The sequence below is a fragment of the Actinokineospora auranticolor genome (assembly GCF_002934265.1).
In the GTDB taxonomy this organism is placed as follows: domain Bacteria; phylum Actinomycetota; class Actinomycetes; order Mycobacteriales; family Pseudonocardiaceae; genus Actinokineospora; species Actinokineospora auranticolor.
This window is the reverse complement of record NZ_PTIX01000027.1, coordinates 76478-96279: the sequence shown is the minus strand read 5'-3', so window position 1 is coordinate 96279 and position 19802 is coordinate 76478. Positions and strand designations below refer to the sequence as shown.

Genomic DNA, 19802 nt, shown 5'->3' with positions numbered 1-19802 from the left:
CACCGGAGCTACCCGCGGGTGATCAAACGGAAAATGAGCAACTTCCCGGTCAAACGCGCACGACACCGACAACAACTCCGAAACAGCCGACCACCTCACTCGAACATCACCCTCACCCCGCCCAGCAAGACCCGACACCGCCGCCGACCAGCCGAAACCACCTAACCGACCGGCATTGCGCCTAGGCCGCCAGGACCCGTCGACGGGCCGCCCACGCGGTCGCGAGCACGAAGCCCGCGGCCGCCAGGCCACCCGCGATCGCCGCGCCGACGCCGTAGCCCGCCGCCGGTTCGCGGCTGGACAGGGCGCAGGTGAACAGCCACAGCGCACCGCCGAACAGGGCACCCAGCAGCAGCGCCGCGACCGGCGCGGCGGGCCTGCGGTAGCCGCGCCGCAGCGCGCGCATCAGGGACTCGACGTAGGCCACGGCGAACAGGGCCAGCAGGAGGCTGCCGGTGCCCATCGCCGTGGCCATCGGGTGCACCGACGACGCCAGGGTGAACTCCACCGGGGGTTGGTCGCCGACCGTGATCGACCCGGTCGCCGCGCCGCCCGCCAGCCACCGCATCAGCGGGTCCGGGGTGATCTCGGCCCGGAAGGTCCGGTCGGCCGCGGGGCGGACGTTCTGCATGATCGAGCTGCCGAAGGGGATGCCCGCGGCGTTCAGGTCGAACTTGACGGTCCCGGGTCGCTCGATCGTCCCCTCGACGGTGAACTCCTTGGTCAGGTCCACCTCGACGGGACCGCTCAAGGCCTTGCCCTGGATCGTGATCGGGCTGCTCGGGTGGTCCTGCGCCTTGGGCGCGAGGAACGGCACCACGACCATCGCGACCAGGGCCACCGCCGCCGCGAGCGCGGGCCACAGCGGCGAGGGGCCGGTCGGCTGCTGGATCAGCTCACGCGCGGGCCGCAGCTGCTTGCCGCGGAAGTCGCCCGGGTCCAGGGTGCGGGTCGAGTCCTGGGCGGTCGCCCGGATCGGCGGCGTGACCACCGTCGGCAGGTCCGGCTGACGGGTCAGCTGCTGCGAGATCGCGCCGCTCACCCGCGGCGCCAGGTGCACCGGCACCGCCGAGCGCTCCAGCCACCCCTGGCCGAACACCGCCGTCGCCGCCGCGCTCAGGTCGATGGCGAACGCCTCGGCGTCGCGGTAGCGGTGCTGCGGGTCGCGGGCCAGGCTCCGCATGACCACTGTGGACAGCGGGTCCGGCACGCGCGGTAGCGGTCGCGGGTCGTTGAAGATGCGCTGCCGCATCATGCTCACCGCGCCGCGCGTGCGGTCGTACGGCAGCTCGCCGCACAGCAGCTCGTACAGCACCGTGCCCGCCGAGTAGATGTCCGCGGCGGGGGTGAGCGCGTTGCCCATCGCCTGCTCGGGGGCGATGTAGGCCGGGGTGCCCAGCACCTCGCCCGCGTGGGTCATCAAGGTCGCGCCCTCGCTGACCACCTGGGCGATGCCGAAGTCGGCCACCTTGAGCAGCCCGGCCGAGGTGAACAGCAGGTTCTTCGGCTTGATGTCCAGGTGCAGCACCCCGGCGGCGTGCGCGGCGTGCAGACCGCCGAGCATGGCCAGGGCGATCGCGCAGGTCTGCTCACCGGTCAGGCCGGGGCCGCGGAAGCGGTCGTAGACCGTGCCGCCGTCGAGCTTCTCCATCACCAGCAGGTTGTCGTGGCCGGTCTGCACGTAGTCGTAGACCGGCACGATGTGCGGGTGGTCGAGGCTGGCCAGCACCCGGGCCTCGCGGTCGAACCGGGCGTTGACCTCGACGTCGCCGACCACGTCGGATGGCAGCTGCTTGATCGCCACGTGCCTGCCGAGCGACCGGTGCACGCCCTCGTAGACCACCCCCATGCCGCCGGAGCCGATCTTCTGGCCGATGGCGTACTGCGGCAGCGCCGCGGTGAGCCCGGCGGGTGCGGTCATTCAGGCCACCTCGGGGTGTCCGGATCGGGCTTGGCGGCGCCGGGCGCGGGCAGCGCCTGGGTCGCGTCGGTCGGCGGTACGGGCAGTGCCTGGGTGGCGCCCGCGTGGTCGTCCTTGATGAACTCGTCGAGCAGACCCGCCTGCTGGTGAATCGATGTCGGCGCGGCGGGCGTGACCTGCGTGCCGTACTCCGGCTGGGCCACCACCGGCGGCTGCGCGCCGGTGTAGCGGGCCGTCATGCCGACCGTCGGACCGTCGAGCGGGGCGTCCGGTGTGGGCAGTGGCGGCACCGGGTGCGGGGTCAGGAAGCCGAGCACCATGGCGATCGCCGCGGCGCCCAGCACGATCGGGATCTCCACCAGCGCCACGGGTGGCACCAAACGGAGTACCGACAGCGTCACCACCGCGACCAGCCCGGTGCCCAGGCCCGCGGGCAGGAACCGCAGCGCGCGGCGGAACCGGTTGGGGGACAGCCGGTGCCGCGCGAGGGCGAACAGCACGGTGGCCCAGATCGCCGCGGTCAGCGCCAGCATCAGCAGGCCGAACAGGCCGTACACCGACCAGACGGTGCCGCGCACGTCGGCGATCGTGTCCACGCCGCCGAGCACGGTGCGGTCCTCGGCGAGCAGTTCCACCGAGGTCGGCAGCAGGCCGGTGGCCTGACCGTCGAGGTCGCGCACGTCGAGTGGGAACGTGCGCACCACGCGCCCGCCGGACGGGACCTCGAAGGGCAGGTTGGTGTCGTAGGCGAAGAACGTCAGGGCCAGGGCCACACCGGAGATCCGGATCAGCCGGACCTTCTGGGCCGTCGGGCCCCGGTTCTCGGCCGTCACGGACAGCTCGGCCGGTTTCCCGGGGTCGAGGGTGACGGTGCGGTCGGTGATGTCCTGACCGTCCAGAGTGACCGTCACCCTGAGCGAGTCGCCCACCTCTTGCGCGACCGCTGGGGTCGCGCCGAGCACCAGCGCGGCCGTCACGAGGGCAACCGTCGCCGCGATAAGACGTCCCATGGAGGACTCCGGAGTTGAGGCGGGCCCGATCGAGGCGGAATGCTACAACGGGCCGGGGCCTCGTCCGGGGCGTTCCGCCGGATCAGGGATACGGACAGGAGTGTCGGTCGTGCGCAGTGGAGGACGCTTAACCGGCTTGGCCGTTGCGGGTCTGGCGGTTTTCCTCGCCGTGGCCCCCGTCTCGCAGGCGGGCGCGGCACCGGCCGCGGTGACGTTCAACCTGACGATCAAGCCCGCGGCCGGTCCCGCGGGCACCACCTTCGCCATCGGGTGGACCCTGCGGCCGAACACCGGCTGCAAGATCATCACGTTCAGCTCGGCGTTGACCTCGATCCCGTCATCCCCCGGATCGCCGCCGCCCAACACCGGTTCGGTGAGCGCCACCGCGCCCGGGACGGCGAAAGCGGGCACCTACGCCATCACGGGTACCTGCGGTGAGACGTCCGCGGTCACCCGCTTCACCGTGACCTCGATATTGCCGCCCACCACCACTACTACTACGACTACAACGAGAGTTCCGCCAGTCACTACGACCACACCGCCGGTGACGACGGTTCCCCCGGTGACGACCATCCCACCGGGCGGCAACTCCTCGACGACCCGTCCGCCGGTCACGGTCATAACAACGCGGCCGGGATTCACCACAACGCCAACGATCTCGACGGATGGCACCACTACGCAGACTGTGACGTCCACATCGGACGGTACGGCCCCGCCGCCCGGCACGACGCCTGAGATCCCGGTCACGGACGTCCCGGAACCCGACGGGGGGCTGGAGCTCGACCGCAAGAGCGTCCGGCCCGGGGACCCCTTGGTCGCCAAGGGAACCGGTTGTGAGCCCAATCGGACGGTTCTCCTCACCTCCGAGGGCGACAAGGTCGGCGAGTCGATGTCCGACGGCAACGGTGAGTTCACCGCGCCGGTGGAGTTCGAGCGGGTGCAGCCGGGCAGGCACACGGTGTTCGCGGACTGCGGGGTCGTGCTGAGCGGATCGGTCGACCAGCTCGTCACCAGTTCGACGAGCGGCAACTCCGGGACGCTGGTCGTGCTGGTGTTCTTCGTCCTGGCCGGTGCCGCGCTAATCCGCGTCGCGTAGGGCTTTCGCGACCGGTAAGGGCACCGACATCCGGGTGACCACATCGCCGTAGCGGCGGCGGATCTCCGTCGCCGCCGCAGTGGGCTCACCGACCACGGCGAACGCGTGCAGGACGTCGTCGTCGACAAGGGCGGACATCTCGTCCCACCGACCCCGCTTGGACAACGCGTTCAACTCGTCGTGCAAGGCGCCCCAGCCGTGGAAGTCGAGCACGGGCCGGTAAGACGGTGTCGAACCGTAGAACGCGATCTGCTTTCGCGCCTCGGCAAGCGACGCCGTCATCTCCTCCTCCGACGCGCCGGTCGCGATGAACGCCGGACCGCTGATGTCGAACCCGTCGAGCGTCTTACCGACTTTCGCCCTACCGCGTTCCAGCGCGGGGAGCGTCACCTCGCGCAGGTAGCGCTCGGTGGAGAAACCGTGGCAGAGCACGCCGTCGGCCACTTCACCGGCGACCTCGGTCATCAACGGCCCCACCGCGGCGAGGTAGATCTTGGGGTTGCCGAACGGGTTGGGGCCGGGGTCGAAGAACGGCGTCATCAGCGTGTGCCGGTAGAACTCGCCCAGGAACCGCAGCCGCGCACCGGTCTCGAAGCTCGCCCAGATGGCCCGCACGGCCAGCACGAACTCCCGCATCCGCGCGGCGGGCGCCGACCACGGCATCCCGAAGCGCTTGGTGATGTGCGGTTTGACCTGGGAGCCCAGGCCGAGCACGAACCGCCCACCCGAGAGCGTTTGCAAGTCGTTGGCCTGCACGGCGACGGTCATCGGATTGCGGGCGAACGCCACCGCGATCCCGGTGACCAACTCGATCCGCTCGGTGCGGTCCGCGCCGACCGCCACCCCCACGAACGGGTCGATCTGCGTCTCGGGAACCCACACACCGTCGTAGCCGTCGCGCTCGGCGGCCACTACGCGCTCACCGGCCTCGACCACAGTCGCGGCGTAACCGCCTGCGTCCAGCCTCATGCGCCCCACATTACTGTGGGGTAACGCCCCTGTACTCCTTCGAGGGCAAGAGCCCTCGCGGCGACCCGACGGCCTGGATCGCACCCACCGCGACCCTGATCGGTGACGTCACCGTGGGTCCGGGCGCCTCGGTCTGGTACGGCGCCACCATCCAGGACGGCGCGGTGATCGGCGCGCGGACCCTCATCGCCGCCGGGGCCATGGTCGGCCCGGGCACGGAGGTCCCGCCGGAGGTGGTGGCGATGGGCGTCCCGGCGAAGCGGCAGGTGCCGCTGGCGGGCGGGCCGAAGGTCTGGGTCGACCACAACGCGGAGATCTACCGGGAGTTGGCGCGCAGGCACGCGGCGGGGACCAGCCCGGTCGAGGACTCCGGAAAGCAGTGAAGCCGGTGCCCGGCACGCCATGGGTGGGCGGTGCCGGGCACCGGAAGTTCTGGCCGGACTCCGGGAGTTGTGCCCCCGGGGCCTGCGCGGATCCTGGTAGGGGCAGTCCGCGCGAGAACCGGATGTGGAGAAATATGCCCGGTCCCCCTAGCCGGACCTCATCCGAACGGGGTATCAATTCCCCTTATGGCCGAACTCGAACTCCGGCACCTCCGGGCGATCTGCGCGATCGCGGAGGAAGGCAGTGTGTCCAAGGCGGCCATCCGGCTCGGCGTCACCCAACCGGCCCTGACCGCGCAGCTGCGTTCCATCGAGCGCCTGGTCGGCGGCGAGCTGTTCCGCCGCTCGTCCAACGGCAGCGTGCCCACCGAACTGGGGCGCAGCGTAGTGCGCTCCGCCCGGGTCGTCCTGGAGGACATGTCCGCGCTGCTCGCCTCGGCCCGCACGCACACCCAGAACCCCGGCGAGGCGCCGCTGGTGCTGGCGTCGAGCCCGATGCTGTTCACCAGCGCGCTGATCACCGAGCTGCGCGCGTGGGTGCGCTGCACGGAACTGCGCACCGAGATCGACTCCTCCGGGCCCGCGCTGCTCGACCTGATCTCGGCCAAGCAGGCCGACCTGGCCGTCTTCGAGCGGTTCGAGGGCATGGAGCACCGGATGCTGCGCGACGTCGAGGTGCGCACCATCGTCGAGGAGCCGCAGTTCGTCGCGTTCAGCTCCGACAGCCCGCTGGCCGAGCAGGACGAGGTCGACCTGGCGGACCTGGCCGACCTGGACTGGATCGTCCCGCCGCCGGACCAGGACACGATCCGGCTGGGGTTCCGGGAGGCGTGCGAGAAGGTCGGCTTCACGCCGCGGATCACGCACCACGTCACGGAAGCGCGCACCGCCATGGCGCTCGCGGCGTCGGGCGGGGTGTGCCTCGCGCAACCGGCGTCCCTCGGGGGGCCGGGCTTCGAGATCCGCCCGCTGCGCGGCGCGCCGCTGCGGTTGCCGGTCGTGCTGGTGATCCGGCTCGACGGCGTGCTGGGCAACCGGCGGCACGAGGTGTTCGCCTGCGTCGCGCACGCCTACCGGTCGATCGTCGACCGCAACCCGACGTACGCGCAGTGGTGGAAGGAGCACCCCGAGGCGCACGTCGAGGTGGACGCGGCCCTGGCCTTACCCCGGCCGACCCGCCCCAGCTGACTCAGCGGGCCGGGCGCAGGGTCCACACGACCGTCATCTCGGCGGTGACCACGCCCGCCGCGTCCCGGATCACGCACTCCACGGGGAACTCCGGTCGCACCCCCGACTCGAGTTCGGCGACCACGTCCGCCGCCTTGCGCCCGAGCACCGCCTCGGCCGTCAGCGCGCCGAGCGCGAGCTTGCGGTAGCGGATCTCCGAGCGCACCACCAGCGGCGTCACCCGGCCCATCTCCGCCGCGAACGACGCCAGCCCGACCGCGCCCGACGCGGTCTCGGCGAGCCCGAACAGCACCGCCGCGTGCGGTCCGCCGACGTGGTTGCGCTGGTCCTCGACGTCCGGCAGCGCGCACACGACCCGGTCCGCGGCCACCTCCAGGAACTCGACCCCGGCGGCGCGCACCCAGGGGACGGACTGCTTCATCGCGTCGGCGACCCAGCCGAGGTCTGTGCTCATGGCCTCATATTACTCGTGAGTAACTTCAACCGGTCAAGTGTATGGTTCTCCCTGGTCGTGACTGGCGTGCACGGGTGGGGTCAACCACCGGGGAGCGGCCGCAGCGGACAGTGGCACCGAACGCCTGGGTGTCCCCGGCGAAGCCAAGAACCGCGGAAGGACGCCACATGCACCAGCCCGCCATCACCCACCTCGCCGCGGCCGACCCCGCCGTCGCCGACCTGGTCGAGGGGGAGGCGCGCCGCCAGTACGAGAAGATCCGGTTGATCGCCTCGGAGAACTACGTCTCCACCGCCGTGCTGGAGGCCACGGGCACGGTGCTGACCAACAAGTACTCCGAGGGCTACGCGGGCAAGCGCTACTACGAGGGCCAGCAGTTCGTCGACCAGGTCGAGACCCTGGCCATCGAGCGCGCCAAGGCCGTGTTCGGCGTCGAGCACGCCAACGTGCAGCCGTACTCCGGCTCCCCGGCGAACCTCGCGGTCTACACGGCGCTGGTCAACCCCGGCGACAAGGTCATGGGCATGGCGCTGCCCGCCGGTGGCCACCTGACCCACGGCTGGGGCGTCTCCGCGACCGGCAAGTGGTTCGACGCCGTGCAGTACGGGGTGCGCAAGGACACCGGCCGCGTCGACCTCGACGAGGTCCGCGAGCTGGCGCTGGCCGAGCGGCCGAAGCTGATCTTCTGCGGTGGCACCGCGATCCCGCGCACCATCGACTTCCCGGCCTTCGCCGAGATCGCCGCCGAGGTGGACGCGGTGCTGGTCGCGGACATCGCGCACATCGCGGGCCTGGTCGCGGGCGGTGCGCACCCGTCGCCGGTCGGCCACGCGCAGATCATCTCCACGACCACGCACAAGACCCTGCGCGGCCCGCGCGGCGCCATGCTGATGTCGGACGCCAAGCACGCCAAGGCGCTGGACAAGGCCGTGTTCCCCGGCCTGCAGGGCGGCCCGCACAACCACACCACCGCGGCCATCGCGGTGGCGCTGGGCGAGGCGGCGCGGCCGGCGTTCCGCGACTACGCGGCGGCCGTGGTGGCCAACGCCAAGGCACTGGCCGACGCCCTGATCGAGCGCGGGTTCGACCTGGTCTCCGGCGGCACCGACAACCACCTGATCCTGGTCGACCTGTCGAACAAGGCCGTCGCGGGCAAGCCCGCCGCGCAGGCGCTGGACCGCGCGGGCATCGAGCTGAACTACAACTCCGTGCCCTTCGACTCCCGCAAGCCGTTCGACCCGTCGGGTATCCGGCTGGGCACGGCGGCGATCACCACGCGTGGTCTCGGCGTCGAGCACATGCCCCGGTTGGCGGCGTGGATCGACCAGGCCGTCGCGGCCAGTGATCAAGCCGAGCTGGACCGGATCGCCGCCGAGATCCGCGAACTGCTCGCCGCGCACCCCATGCCCGGCTGGGTGTGAGGACCCCCAAACAGCTGTTGATCAGCGTGAACACCCCCCGACCGGACCCCGGTCGGGGGGTGTCCGGCGTTGTGAGCGGGGTCTCGGGTTAATCGGTTGCCATCCGTCACCCGAAAAGCGCATGCTTGTATCGACCAACTACTTGGATGATGCAAGCAACTCGGGAGGTACGGTGTCCGCGCCAGAGATCGACGCGTCGGCGTCGGGCCTCGCCGACGGGACGAACGACCCGGTCGAGCCGGGGTCGGTCCAGCCGGACCTGACCCAGGCGGAAATCGATCGCGGCCAGCGGCTGGCCTCGGTACTGTTCGCCTTCGGCAAGCAGCAGGCCGCGGTAGCCGCGCGGATGAGCAAGGTCGGGGTGGACCGCTCAGCCGTCGTCCTGCTGAAGAACCTGTACGTCCTCGGCCCCAGTCGCGCGAGCGCGCTGGCCGAGGCCATCCACTCCGACCCGTCCACCGTCAGCCGCCAGGTCGCCGCCCTGGTCAAGGACGGCCTGGTGGAGCGCCGGGCGGATCCCGAGGACGGCAGGGCGAGCCTGCTGGCCATCACCGACAAGGGCACCGCGCTGCTCGAACGGCAGCGCGCCGGGCTGGCGCTGGCGCTGTCCCGCATGGTCCGCCACTGGGACTCGGACGACCTGGACGCGTTCACCACCCTGTTTGAGCGCTTCCTCGCCGACCACGCCACGTACCTGCCGCAATTGATCACCGAATGCGCCGCTTACGCGCGTTCTGAAGGGGGAAAGCAATGACCGCTCCGGCCATCGAGGGCCAACCGGGGCAGCTCAGCCACCGGCAGATCCTCACCGTCCTGTCCGGGCTGATGCTCGGTATGCTGCTCGCCGCGCTCGACCAGACGATCATGGCCTCGGCCATGAAGACGATCGCCGACCAGCTCCACGGCCAGACCATCCAGGCCTGGGCCACCACGGCCTACCTGATCACGGCCACCATCTCCACCCCGCTCTACGGCAAGCTGTCCGACATCTTCGGCCGCAAGCCGATGTACCTCACGGCGATCTCGTTCTTCCTGGCCGGGTCCATCCTGTCGGGCATCGCGAACTCGATGTACGAGCTGGCCGCGTTCCGCGCGGTGCAGGGCCTGGGCGCCGGTGGTCTCATGTCGCTGGCGCTGGCGATCATCGCCGACATGGTGCCGCCGCGGGAGCGCAGCAAGTACCAGGGCTACTTCATGGCCGTGTGGGGTCTGTCCAGCGTGGCGGGCCCGGTCGTCGGCGGCGCGTTCGCCGGCCTGGACACCTTCGCGGGCCTCGAGGGCTGGCGCTGGGTCTTCCTGCTCAACGTGCCGATCGGCATCGTCGCGCTGATCGTGGTCGCCCGGAAGCTCAACGTCCCGCACACCCGCGTCCCGCAGCGCGTGGACTACTGGGGCGCCATCGCGCTCACCGTCGGCCTGGTGCCGCTGCTGATCGTGGCCGAACAGGGCCGCGAGTGGGGCTGGGGCGCCGGTAGCTCGGTCGCGATGTACGCCATCGGCGTGGTCGGGTTGGGGGCCTTCATCTTCATCGAGAAGAAGATGGGCGACGCGGCCCTGCTGCCGATGCGGCTGTTCCGCAGGCAGACCTTCGCGCTGACCAACGTGGTCAACTTCGTGATGGGCGTCGGCATGTTCGGCATGATGATGTCGCTGCCGCTCTACCTGCAGATCGTCAAGGGCGCGACCCCGACCGAGTCCGGCCTGATGACCCTGCCGATGACCTTCGGCATCCTGGTCGCGGCCACCGGCAGCGGTCAGCTGATCGCCCGCACCGGCCGCTACCGCAAGTACCCGATCATCGGCCTGTCGCTCATGGTCGTGGCCATGTTCCTGTTCTCGCGGATCGGCGTGGACACCCCGGTCTGGGCGACCATGCTGATCATGGTGCTGGCCGGTGCAGGCTTGGGCCTGTGCATGCAGACCCTGATCCTGGCCATCCAGAACGACGTCCCGGTCAAGGACATGGGCGTGGCGACCTCGTCGGCCACCTTCTTCCGCTCCATCGGCGGCACGGTCGGCACCGCGGTCTTCCTCTCCATCCTGTTCAGCGTCGTAGGCGACCGCATCGGCGACGCCTTCGCCACCGCCCGCGGCGACGCGTCCTTCGTGGCCGCGCTGCAGCAGAACCCCCAGTTCGCGGAGAGCCTGTCGAACGGTGGTGGGATCGACCTGAACAACACGCAGTTCCTCACCACCCTCGACCCGACCCTGGCCAAGCCGATCCTGACCGGCTTCGCCAGCTCCCTGGACACGGTGTTCCTGGTGGGCGCGTGCGTGACCGTGGTCGCCTTCGCGCTGATCTGGTTCCTGAAGGAGACCCCGCTGGTCAACAAGTCCGGCATCCAGCGCGCCGCCGACGAGGCAGCGGAAGCCGCCCCGGCCCCGGCCGCGATGCACTGACACCAGTTCGACGACAGCGGCCCCGCACTCCTCCCGAGTGCGGGGCCGCTGCCGTCGTTCCCCTTCTGCTGGACCGCAACAACCCACCCAGGCCGAACTCGCCCGCTCGCCCAGCGGCAAAATTCCCTTGATCGCGAGTTGTCCCCATCCGCCGCACTCATCCGCAGGCCTGAAGGAATCGGGCGTACTGACGCCCATCAACACCTTTACCGAGACCACCTCCGCAGTCATCGGCCTATATTTCTACGCCGCTGAATAAGCTCACAGGATTTCGCGGTCTCTTCCCGAGCGGCCTACCGCAGATACACGCCCACCCAGGCTGGAACACCTCGCCACTGTCCCCTCCCTGCCCGGCCGAGCCCGCTGCCCGCCGACCTACACCGACCCGGCCTCCACCCACCCAAGCCCCGCTCGCCCACCCCACCCAGGTCACCACGCAACCCTTCCCCGCCCCGCCCCGCCCCGCCCCGCCCCGCCCCGCCGAACCCGCCACCCGCCGACGTGTGCCAGCCCGGCCCACCACTCAATCCACCGCGCTCCACCCCATCGAGCGCAGCTCGAAAACTCGCGCCTGGACCACGAGAGAACGCAACCACGCTGGGTCGGAACGTCTGCGTCCCGGACCACGAGAGAACGCAACCACGCCAGGTCAGAACGTCCGCGTCCAAGACCACGAGAACCCCGCTGGCCGGAACCCCGCTGCACGCGCGCACACCCTGTCCGGGAATGGGAATTACCCCCAGGGCTGGGCAGGACGAGCCCGGTCTGCGATCTTGTCTCTGGCCCCGTTGCCCACCAACGGCTCGCACGGGCGCCGTGCACATCTCTCGCGGTACCTACGAGGTGGTTGATGCGGGTAGTCCTGGCGATCTTCGCCGTGGGCGGGTTGCTGATCGCGTCGGCCCTGGCCATCGGCGTGGTCCGGGACCGGGAGCGCGCGTCGCCGACCGAGTCCGCCCCCGCCCCGCCCCCGAGCGCCTCGCGCTGCGTGCCACCCGAGGGGCCGGTCACCATCTCGCCCGCGCCACCCGCCCTGGTCGCCCGGCTCGCCACCACCCTCGACCGCCTGGACCGCTGGCTGGAGACCAACGCCCCGGCCACGTCGACCGTGTGGAACCGGTCCGCCACCGCCGCCGACCTGGCCACCATGCAGCGCGACCTCGGTGTCCGGCTGCCCGCCGACCTGGCCATCGCGCTGGCCCGCCACGACGGCGCCCGACCCGGCGGCTTCACACTGCCGCCCGCGTACCTCCCGCTGTCCGCGCGCGACATCGTCACCACGGCCGTCGAGCTCTGCGAGCGGGGGGACGGGTGGCAGCAGGGGGACCTGCCCTTCGCGCGGAGCGACTCGGGCGTGCTCTACCTGCGCGGCGGCGCCGTCTACCGCCACCCGGCGCGGCAGTTGGTCGCGCCGAGCCTCAGCGACCTGCTGGAGCGCGCGGTCGACCGGCTGGAGGGGGCGAGCGCCGCCGAGTACCGGCCGGAGGTCGACGCCGTCGGGACGCTCACCTGGGTCCGGGAATGACTGAACGCCCCGGGTCGGCATGACCCGGGGCGCTCATAACCCGCGGGCTCAGTGGTGCTCGACGCCCGTTTCCTTGGCGCGCTCGTACGAGCGCTTGATCTCGGCCTCGGCCTCGGTGCGGCCGACCCAGCTGGCGCCCTCGACGCTCTTGCCGGGCTCCAGGTCCTTGTAGACCTCGAAGAAGTGCTGGATCTCCAGCCGGTGGAACTCGGCCAGGTGGTGGATGTCGCGCAGGTGCTCGGTGCGCGGGTCGTGCGACGGGACGCACAGCACCTTGTCGTCGCCGCCCTTCTCGTCGGTCATGCGGAACATGCCGATGGCGCGGGCGCGGATCAGGCAGCCGGGGAACGTGGGCTCCTGGACCAGGACGAGCGCGTCCAGCGGGTCGCCGTCCTCACCGAGGGTGTTGTCCACGAAGCCGTAGTCGGCCGGGTACTGCGTCGCGGTGAAGAGGGTCCGGTCCAGCCTGATGCGACCAGTCTCGTGGTCTACCTCGTACTTGTTCCGGTTCCCCTTGGGGATCTCGATCGTGACGTCGAACTCCACGCCGTTCCTCGCTCCTCTTCGCCTTCTTCGCTTCGCCTCTAGTGTGGACCACGGCGTCCCCCCGGCCCGCACCGATACCGCGGCCACGGGGTGTGAGATTCGCCTTGGGCCCAGGGGGAGGAAGCGGCGTGCCGGAGCCGGACCAAGATCGCGGCGTGGGGTCGGAGCCGGTCGCGCGGCAACCTGGTGACCAGCAGAAACGTCCTACTGACGTGCCCGATGAGACCCCAGCGTGGCCCACCTCGGACGATGCCGCGTGGCCGACCGCCGACGGTGACGAAGCCGACCACGGCACCACCGACCCGAACACCGCCGACGACGCGGTGGTGTTACGTGACGAGACCCACGTCCCATCCGACCCCGACACGCCCGACGACGCCACGGCACGAACGGGTGAAACCGCCGACTCGGGCGCCGAGCCGACCCCGGACCCGTCGACCAAGACCACCCGACCGGTCCGCCCACTCGCCGACGGCGGCACCACGGTGCCCACGCCCAAGCCGCGGGTCGAACCCGCCGCCCAGGCCTCGGTGGACCAGGCGAAGCACCCGGACACCGAGCCGACACCCGAAGGCCAGACGGCGCCACTACGACCAGAGGCCGCGCGACCGGCCAAGCCCACGCCAAGTCAGTCGCCTGGGCAGCCGACTGGTGCGGGCGCACCGGACTCGGACCAGACGGCGTCGTTGCCCCGGGGCGGGCACTCGGGGCTTCCGCAGCCGGGGAAGAACGACGCCCCCAGCGGCGGTCAGCCAGGGCAACCGGCCGAGCCGCCGCAGCCCGATGCCGGTCGGGCCGCGGGTGATCGGGAGTCGGGTCAGTCGGCGTTGCCGCTGGACCGGGCCTCGAAGCCGCAGGCGGGTGCTACCCGAGGGGCGGCCAAGTCGGCGGGGCCGCGGCTGCCGGATGCCGGCCAGGCCGCGGATGGTGGTGAGCGGGAATCGGGCCAGACGGCGTCGTTGCCGCTGGACCGAGCTCCCGGGCCCCGGTCCGGTGCTACCCGAGAGTCGCCTGCGCAGTCACCTGACGCGGGCCAAGCCACCGACGGCGGCGATCAGGGGTCGAGCCAGACCGCGTCGTTGCCGCTGGGCGGGGCGTCGGGGCCGAAGTCTGGCGCGGGTCAGGCGGAGCGGTCTGGTGCTGGTCGGGAGGTCACAGCGGCCACGCCGCTGGGGTCGCCTGACGCGGATGGCGGCCGGCGGGAGTCGAGCCGGACGGCGTCGTTGCCGCTGGGTGGGGTTCCGGGTCGGCAGTCTGGTGCGGGGCAGCTGGAGGGGGCTGGTGCTCCTCGGGAGGCTGGGACGGCCAAGCCGCCGGGGGCGCACGCACCTGATGCCGGCCAGCGGGAGTCGGGGCGGACGGCGTCGTTGCCGTTGGGCGGGGCTAACGGGGCGCAGTCCGGTGTGAGCCAGGCTGAGCGATCCGGTGCTCCTCAGGAGGCTGAGGCGACGGAGTCGGCGGGGTCGCAGCTGCCGGGCGCAGGCCAGGCTGTGGACGGCGGTGCGCGGGAGTCGGGTCGGACTGCGTCGTTGCCGCTGGATCGGGCCTCGAAGCCGCGGTCCGGTACTCCGCAAGGAGCGGCCAAGTCGCCGGGGACGCAGCTGCCTGATGCCGGTCGGGCCGCGGATGGTGGCGAGCGGGAGTCGGGCCAGGCCGCGTCGTTGTCGCGGGAGTCCAGCGCGAGTCGGGCGGAGCAGCCTGGTGCCACACGAGAGGCGAAGCCGCCCGCTGGTCAGGTCCCGGGTGGCGGTGATCGAGCCCCGGAAGATCGCCAGTCCGGCGGTCAGGCGGAACGGCCTGGTCCCCCGGCGCCTGGTGTCGGTCAGGCGGCGGGCGATGGTGATCGGAAGTCGGGGCAGGCGGCTTCGCCGCAGCCGGATGAGGCGTCGGGAGGCCCGAAGCCCGGTGTGAGTCGGGCGGAGCAGCCTGGTCCCGCACGGGAGGCCAAGGCGCCCGGTGCCGGTGCGGGCGAATCGGGTCAGACAGCAGCCGTGCGGCCCGATGGGCTTGCGGGACTGCGACAGTCACCTGGTGCGGGCTCCGTTGGGCCTGGCCGGGCGGAGCGGCCAGGGGCCGTGCCGGGGAAGCCGTCCGACGGGGAGCCGCCGGCCGTGCGGCCGGATCGTTCCCCGGGGAGGCCGCAGCCGCGGCGCGAGCCTGAGGCCGCGCAGGACACCACGGTGGTCAAGCCCGTCGGGCCGAAGCCGCCGGGCGGGGGCAATCCGGACCTGGGGCAGACGGCGGCTGTGCGGCCGGATCGGATCCCGGGACGGCCGCAGCCCGGCGTGGGCCCGCTCCCGCCGGGGCAGCGGCCCGGTCAGGTCGCCGGTGGGGAGTTCGGGCAGCCGCGGCCAGGGGCACCGCGGCAGGCGCAGGGCGGTAACCAACGCGGCCCGGTGGGGGCCAACCAGCAGATCAGGCCGCCGGGGCAGGCACCCGACCGCGCCGAGGCCACCCAGGTCTTCGCACCCGCCCAACTCCCACGCGGTGGCGGGCCGAACCAGAACCGCCCGGGGCTCGGCGGGCGGCCGGAGGAGGCGGCTGAGCGGACCCAGTTCATCAGCGTCGGCGCGGTCTCCCGCGAGCCCGCGCCGCTGGAGGTCGAGGACGAGCCCGCGCCCGCGGTCAAGCGGAAGCGGACCGGGTTGGTCGTCAGCCTGGTCTCCGTCGTCGCCCTGCTCGCGCTCGCCGCCGGGGCCGTGTTCCTCGTGCCCGGGCTCGCTGAGAAGGTAGGGCTCCGGCCGTCCGAACCCGACGTCCCCATCGCCGCCCCCAGCCCGCCCGTGCAGTTCACCCCGACCCTGCGCAGGCCCGGCGCCGACAGCCCGGCGCCCACGGCTGCGGGGGTCCAGGCCGCGTTGGCCGGACCGGCGAGCAACAGCGTCCTCGGCGCGCTGACCGGCACCGTCATCGACCCGACGACCGGTGACGTCCTCTACGCGCAGAACGCCGACACCACGCTGGTGCCCGCGTCCACCACCAAGGTCCTGACCTCGGCCGCCGCGCTGCTCGCCCTGCCGCACTCCGACCAGCTGACCACCAAGGTCGTGCAGGGCGACCAGCCCGGCACGGTGATCATCGTCGGCGGCGGCGACCCCACGCTCTCCTCGTTCGCCGCGGGCAAGGACACCGTCTACCCCGGTGCCGCGCACCTCGACGACCTCGTCGCCCAGGTCAAGACCGCTGGCCCGGTCGACACCGTGCTGCTCGACGTCGGCCGGTACACGGGCGACTCACTGGCCAAGGGCTGGATCCCGGGCGACGTGCAGGGCGGCTACATCGCCCCGATGGTGCCCGCCATGCTTGACGGCGGCCGGGCCGACCCGACCGCGGCCGTGTCGCCGCGCGCGGCCAACCCGGCGCGGGCGCTGGCCGAGAAGTTCGCCGAGCGGATCGGTGCGAAGGTGCCCGCCAAGGCCACCACGACCGCCAAGCCCGACGCCAAGGTGCTGGGTGAGGTGCGCTCCGCGCCCATCGTCGAGCTGGTCGACAACGCGCTCCAGAACTCGGACAACGTGCTCGCCGAGGCCGTGGCCCGCGAAGTCGCCAAGGAGACCGGCCACGAGGTGTCGTTCACCGGCGCCACCGAGGCCACCACCAAGATCCTGCGCGACAACGGGTTCGACGTGTCCACGGTCAGGCTCAGCGACGGCAGCGGCCTGTCCACCGACAACCTGGTCAGCGCCGCGCTGCTCGCCGACATCCTGCGGGTCGCCGCCGCCCCCGACGGCAAGGACCCGCGCACCGCCAAGCTGCGCCCCCTGCTCGGCGGCCTGCCCGTGGCGGGCGGCAGCGGCACCCTCGCGGGCCGCTACCAGGGCCCGGCCGACGCGGTCGGCAAGGGTTGGGTGCGGGCCAAGACCGGCACGCTGGCGAACGTGAACTCGCTGGCGGGCGTGGTGCTGACCAAGGACGGCAGGCTGCTCGTGTTCGCCATGATGTCCAACGGCTCCAACGCGGCCGAGGCCCGACCCGCGCTCGACGCGGTCGCCGCGACCCTGCGCCAGTGCGGCTGCCGGTGAGCGGGCGCCGGCGTGGTGCCTGCCTCGGCCGGGCGGGCACCACCCGGATTTTTCCTTGATCGCGAGTTGTCCCATCCGCCGCGCCCATCCACAGGATTTCGCGGTCTCTTTCCCGGCGCCCCGCCGCCGATGGACTGGAGCAGCTGCTTGACCTCAAGGGGAGGGCGGGGGCTGTGCTCGTGGGCTCTTGGGCGGTCAACGGGTAGCGTCGACGCTGTGAACGCGACCGGTGCGGACGTGGCGGGTGTTTCGACCGAGGGTGCGCCGCCGGTCGACTGGGACCTCGCGGTGTCGACCGCGCGGCGACTGGTGCGGCCGGGGCCGGTGGTCAGCCGCGAGGTCGCCGAGCACTCGGTGGTCCGGTTGCGGGAGATCACCGCCGAGGCCGAGGAGCACGTGCGCCGCCTGACCGGGCTCGGCGCCGGGTTGCCGCTGCTCGACGGCGACGTGGTCGACCGGCAGCACTGGATCGAGGCCGCCGCGCAGAGCATCGCGACCCTCACCTCCGGTGTGCTGCCGCAGCGGCCGAGCCGGGTGGTCGGCGGTGTCCTGGCCGGGACGGCGGGCGTGCAGGCCGGGATGGTGCTGGCCTACCTGAGCAGCCGGGTGCTGGGCCAGTACGACCCGTTCGGCGCGGGCACCGGTCGGCTGCTGCTGGTCGCGCCCAACATCGTCGCCGCGCAGCAGGCGTTGGACGTGCCGCCGGAGGACTTCCGGATGTGGGTCTGCCTGCACGAGTGCACGCACCGCCTGCAATTCACCGCGGTGCCGTGGCTACGGGACTACTTCCAGCAGCAGGTCGCGACCTTCCTGACCGGCCTGGACGACAGCGCCAACGGCGTCGTCTCGCGGCTGCCGGACATCCTGCGCGCCGCCCGCGGCCGCCCCGACCCGGACGCCGACCCGACGGCCAACACCGGTCCCATGGCGCTCATGGAGCTGGTCCAGTCGCCCGAGCAGCGGGCCGTGTTCGACCGGCTCATCGCGGTGTCCACGCTGCTGGAGGGCCACGCCGACCATGTGATGGACGCGGTCGGCCCGATGGTCGTGCCGACGGTGGCGACCATCCGCGAGCGGTTCACCGTGCGCCGCCGCGGCGGCGGCCTGCTCGACCGCGTCCTGCGCAGCCTGCTCGGCGTCGAGGCGAAGATGAAGCAGTACGCCGTCGGCGCGAAGTTCACCACGCACGTGGTCGACGCGGTCGGCATGGACGGCTTCAACACGATCTGGACCTCGCCGGAGACCCTGCCCCTGCGGTCCGAACTGGGGGACCCACAGGCGTGGATCCGGCGCGTTTCCCCGGTCTGAGCCCGGGCAGGCCGCACCCGGCGCTGGCCAGGGTCCGGGTGGCCGTGCGCGACCTGCTGGCCGCGGCGCGCCCGGTCGACCGCGTCGCCGTCGCGGTGTCCGGCGGCGCGGACTCCCTGGCGCTCGCCGCCGCCGCCGAGTTCGAGGGCCACAAGCTGGGCCTGCGGGTCGACGGACTGATCGTCGACCACGGCCTGCAAGCCGAATCCGCCAAGACCGCACTACGCGCCGCCGACCACCTCGCCGTCCTCGGACTCGACAAGGTCGAAGTCCTCCTGGTCGACGTAGCAGGCGGTGGCGGCATAGAGGCCGCCGCACGACGCGCGAGGTACGCAGCGCTAAGAGAGGCTGCGGGCGACTCTTGGGTCCTTCTCGGTCACACGCGCGACGACCAGGCGGAGACAGTCCTGCTCGGTCTGGGCCGTGGGTCCGGCCCGCGGTCCATCGCGGGGATGCGCGCCCTCGACCGCCCCTGGGCCCGCCCGCTGCTCGGCGTCTCCCGCTCGACCACGCGGGACGCCTGCGCCGCGCTCGGCGTCGAACCCTGGCAGGACCCGCACAACGACGACCCGCGCTTCACCCGCGTCCGGCTCCGCCACGAGGTCCTCCCGCTGCTCGAGGACGTGCTGCAGGGCGGCGTCGCGGGCGCGCTAGCGCGCACGGCCGCCCAACTCCGCGACGACCTCGCCGCGCTCGACGACCTCGCCGCCGACCTCCTGGCCCGCGCCCGCCACGACGGCGCGCTGGACGTGTCCGAACTCACGCCCGCCCCGCCCGCGCTGCGCAGGCGGGCGCTGCGCGGTTGGCTCATCGACGGCGGCGCCCCCGAACTGAGCGACACCCACCTGCGGGCGGTCGACGAGCTGATCTCCGCCTGGCACGGGCAGCGCGGCGTGGCCCTGCCGGGCGGCTTGGTGGCGCGCCGCGCGCATGGCAGGCTCCACATTGAACGGCCGGACACCTGAGAGGGGAACCGTGTACGACGGCGACATCGCCTCCGTGCTCATCACCGAGGACCAGATCAACGAGAAGATCGCGGAGCTGGCCAAGCAGGTCGGCGGCGACTACCCCGGTGGCGGCGCGGACCTCGTGCTGGTCGGTGTCCTCAAGGGCGCGGTCATGTTCATGACCGACCTGGCGCGGGCGCTGCCGGTGCCGGTGCAGTTGGAGTTCATGGCCGTCACCTCGTACGGCTCGGCGACCTCCTCCTCCGGTGTCGTGCGGATCCTCAAGGACCTCGACCGCGACATCGCGGGCCGGGACGTGCTCATCGTCGAGGACATCATCGACTCCGGGCTCACGCTGTCCTGGCTGCTCAAGAACCTCGCCTCGCGCGGCCCGCGCTCGCTGGAGGTGTGCACGCTGCTGCGCAAGCCGGACGCGGTGAAGGTGGACGTGCCGGTCCGCTACGTCGGCTTCGAGATCCCCAACGAGTTCGTCGTCGGCTACGGCCTCGACTTCGCCGAGCGCTACCGCGACCTGCCCTACATCGGGACCTTGGACCCCAGGGTCTACACGTCCTGATGAAAAACCACCGGGAACCGATGGCGGCCCGGGCG

The 19802-nt window shown here is 72.0% G+C and carries 16 protein-coding genes and 1 riboswitch; of the genes, 11 read left to right on the top strand and 5 right to left on the bottom strand.

Annotation, left to right across the window (positions count from 1 at the left end; translation table 11 throughout):
* Positions 1-181 precede the first annotated feature (181 nt).
* On the bottom strand, positions 182-1921 hold the full coding sequence (locus CLV40_RS31745; RefSeq protein ID WP_104482700.1) for a serine/threonine-protein kinase: 1740 nt from the start codon (positions 1919-1921) through the stop codon (positions 182-184).
* Positions 1918-2898 carry a GtrA domain-containing protein gene (locus tag CLV40_RS31740; protein WP_342752321.1) on the bottom strand — a complete coding sequence of 327 codons (981 nt, stop codon included), beginning with the start codon at positions 2896-2898 and terminating at the stop codon, positions 1918-1920. Before CLV40_RS31740 ends, CLV40_RS31745 begins: the two co-directional genes overlap by 4 nt.
* A 169-nt stretch (positions 2899-3067) precedes the next feature.
* Between CLV40_RS31740 and CLV40_RS39955 the strand changes: the two genes are divergently transcribed.
* Positions 3068-4027 (top strand): hypothetical protein, encoded by a 960-nt coding sequence (locus tag CLV40_RS39955; RefSeq protein ID WP_245931686.1) that lies wholly within the window; start codon positions 3068-3070, stop codon positions 4025-4027.
* Here CLV40_RS39955 and CLV40_RS31730 read toward each other — a convergent pair.
* Positions 4010-4996 carry a TIGR03617 family F420-dependent LLM class oxidoreductase gene (locus tag CLV40_RS31730; protein WP_104482699.1) on the bottom strand — a complete coding sequence of 329 codons (987 nt, stop codon included), beginning with the start codon at positions 4994-4996 and terminating at the stop codon, positions 4010-4012. The two genes, CLV40_RS39955 and CLV40_RS31730, sit on opposite strands and share 18 nt — an antisense overlap.
* Here CLV40_RS31730 and CLV40_RS31725 point away from each other — a divergent pair.
* Both CLV40_RS31725 and CLV40_RS31720 read left to right on the top strand, forming a co-directional pair.
* Positions 4981-5379, top strand: a complete 399-nt coding sequence (locus CLV40_RS31725) for a gamma carbonic anhydrase family protein (RefSeq protein WP_104482698.1) — start codon at positions 4981-4983, stop codon at positions 5377-5379. The genes CLV40_RS31730 and CLV40_RS31725 overlap by 16 nt on opposite strands.
* A 186-nt stretch (positions 5380-5565) precedes the next feature.
* The gene (locus tag CLV40_RS31720; RefSeq protein ID WP_104482697.1) at positions 5566-6567 is read left to right on the top strand and encodes a LysR family transcriptional regulator; all 1002 of its coding nucleotides are present in this window, start codon (positions 5566-5568) and stop codon (positions 6565-6567) included.
* Between the two features lies 1 nt (position 6568).
* On the opposite strand, the gene CLV40_RS31715 is transcribed toward CLV40_RS31720, so the two are convergent.
* Positions 6569-7021: a DUF4442 domain-containing protein gene (locus CLV40_RS31715; protein WP_104482696.1), complete on the bottom strand. Its 453-nt coding sequence runs from the start codon at positions 7019-7021 to the stop codon at positions 6569-6571.
* Between the two features lie 47 nt (positions 7022-7068).
* Positions 7069-7158: riboswitch (ZMP/ZTP riboswitch) on the top strand.
* Positions 7159-7188: 30 nt separating this feature from the next.
* On the opposite strand from CLV40_RS31715, the gene CLV40_RS31710 reads away from it, so the two are divergent.
* The 4 genes from CLV40_RS31710 to CLV40_RS31695 all read left to right on the top strand — a co-directional run bounded on the left by CLV40_RS31710 (position 7189) and on the right by CLV40_RS31695 (position 12367).
* Entirely contained in the window at positions 7189-8442 is a 1254-nt protein-coding gene (locus CLV40_RS31710; protein WP_104482695.1) for a serine hydroxymethyltransferase, read from the top strand.
* 172 nt (positions 8443-8614) lie between these two features.
* Complete coding sequence (locus tag CLV40_RS31705; RefSeq protein ID WP_245931685.1) at positions 8615-9196, top strand: MarR family winged helix-turn-helix transcriptional regulator; 582 nt, start codon at positions 8615-8617, stop codon at positions 9194-9196.
* Complete coding sequence (locus CLV40_RS31700; protein ID WP_104482694.1) at positions 9193-10842, top strand: MDR family MFS transporter; 1650 nt, start codon at positions 9193-9195, stop codon at positions 10840-10842. The genes CLV40_RS31705 and CLV40_RS31700 overlap by 4 nt, the downstream gene beginning before the upstream one ends.
* A gap of 850 nt (positions 10843-11692) precedes the next feature.
* On the top strand, positions 11693-12367 hold the full coding sequence (locus tag CLV40_RS31695; RefSeq protein WP_104482693.1) for an SMI1/KNR4 family protein: 675 nt from the start codon (positions 11693-11695) through the stop codon (positions 12365-12367).
* A gap of 48 nt (positions 12368-12415) precedes the next feature.
* Here the strand turns inward: CLV40_RS31695 and CLV40_RS31690 are convergent, their stop codons facing one another.
* A complete protein-coding gene (locus CLV40_RS31690) occupies positions 12416-12913 on the bottom strand; it encodes an inorganic diphosphatase (protein ID WP_104482692.1) in 498 nt (165 codons plus the stop codon).
* Positions 12914-15309: 2396 nt separating this feature from the next.
* Here CLV40_RS31690 and dacB point away from each other — a divergent pair.
* The 4 genes from dacB to hpt all read left to right on the top strand — a co-directional run bounded on the left by dacB (position 15310) and on the right by hpt (position 19767).
* Entirely contained in the window at positions 15310-16935 is a 1626-nt protein-coding gene (dacB, locus tag CLV40_RS31680) for a D-alanyl-D-alanine carboxypeptidase/D-alanyl-D-alanine endopeptidase (RefSeq protein ID WP_181043860.1), read from the top strand.
* 216 nt (positions 16936-17151) lie between these two features.
* Positions 17152-18243: a zinc-dependent metalloprotease gene (locus CLV40_RS31675; RefSeq protein WP_245931684.1), complete on the top strand. Its 1092-nt coding sequence runs from the start codon at positions 17152-17154 to the stop codon at positions 18241-18243.
* Positions 18216-19208, top strand: coding sequence for a tRNA lysidine(34) synthetase TilS (gene tilS, locus CLV40_RS31670; RefSeq protein WP_245931683.1), 993 nt, complete (start codon positions 18216-18218; stop codon positions 19206-19208). Before CLV40_RS31675 ends, tilS begins: the two co-directional genes overlap by 28 nt.
* A gap of 10 nt (positions 19209-19218) precedes the next feature.
* Positions 19219-19767, top strand: coding sequence for a hypoxanthine phosphoribosyltransferase (gene hpt / locus CLV40_RS31665; RefSeq protein WP_104482689.1), 549 nt, complete (start codon positions 19219-19221; stop codon positions 19765-19767).
* Positions 19768-19802 lie beyond the last annotated feature (35 nt).

Bases quoted from the DNA above. Each gene is read 5' to 3' on its own strand.
- CLV40_RS31745 (WP_104482700.1), bottom strand. From the start codon at position 1,921: ATGACCGCACCCGCCGGGCTCACCGCGGCGCTGCCGCAGTACGCCATC.
- CLV40_RS31730 (WP_104482699.1), bottom strand. From the start codon at position 4,996: ATGAGGCTGGACGCAGGCGGTTACGCCGCGACTGTGGTCGAGGCCGGT.
- CLV40_RS31720 (WP_104482697.1), top strand. From the start codon at position 5,566: ATGGCCGAACTCGAACTCCGGCACCTCCGGGCGATCTGCGCGATCGCG.
- CLV40_RS31715 (WP_104482696.1), bottom strand. From the start codon at position 7,021: ATGAGCACAGACCTCGGCTGGGTCGCCGACGCGATGAAGCAGTCCGTC.
- CLV40_RS31710 (WP_104482695.1), top strand. From the start codon at position 7,189: ATGCACCAGCCCGCCATCACCCACCTCGCCGCGGCCGACCCCGCCGTC.
- CLV40_RS31700 (WP_104482694.1), top strand. From the start codon at position 9,193: ATGACCGCTCCGGCCATCGAGGGCCAACCGGGGCAGCTCAGCCACCGG.
- CLV40_RS31695 (WP_104482693.1), top strand. From the start codon at position 11,693: ATGCGGGTAGTCCTGGCGATCTTCGCCGTGGGCGGGTTGCTGATCGCG.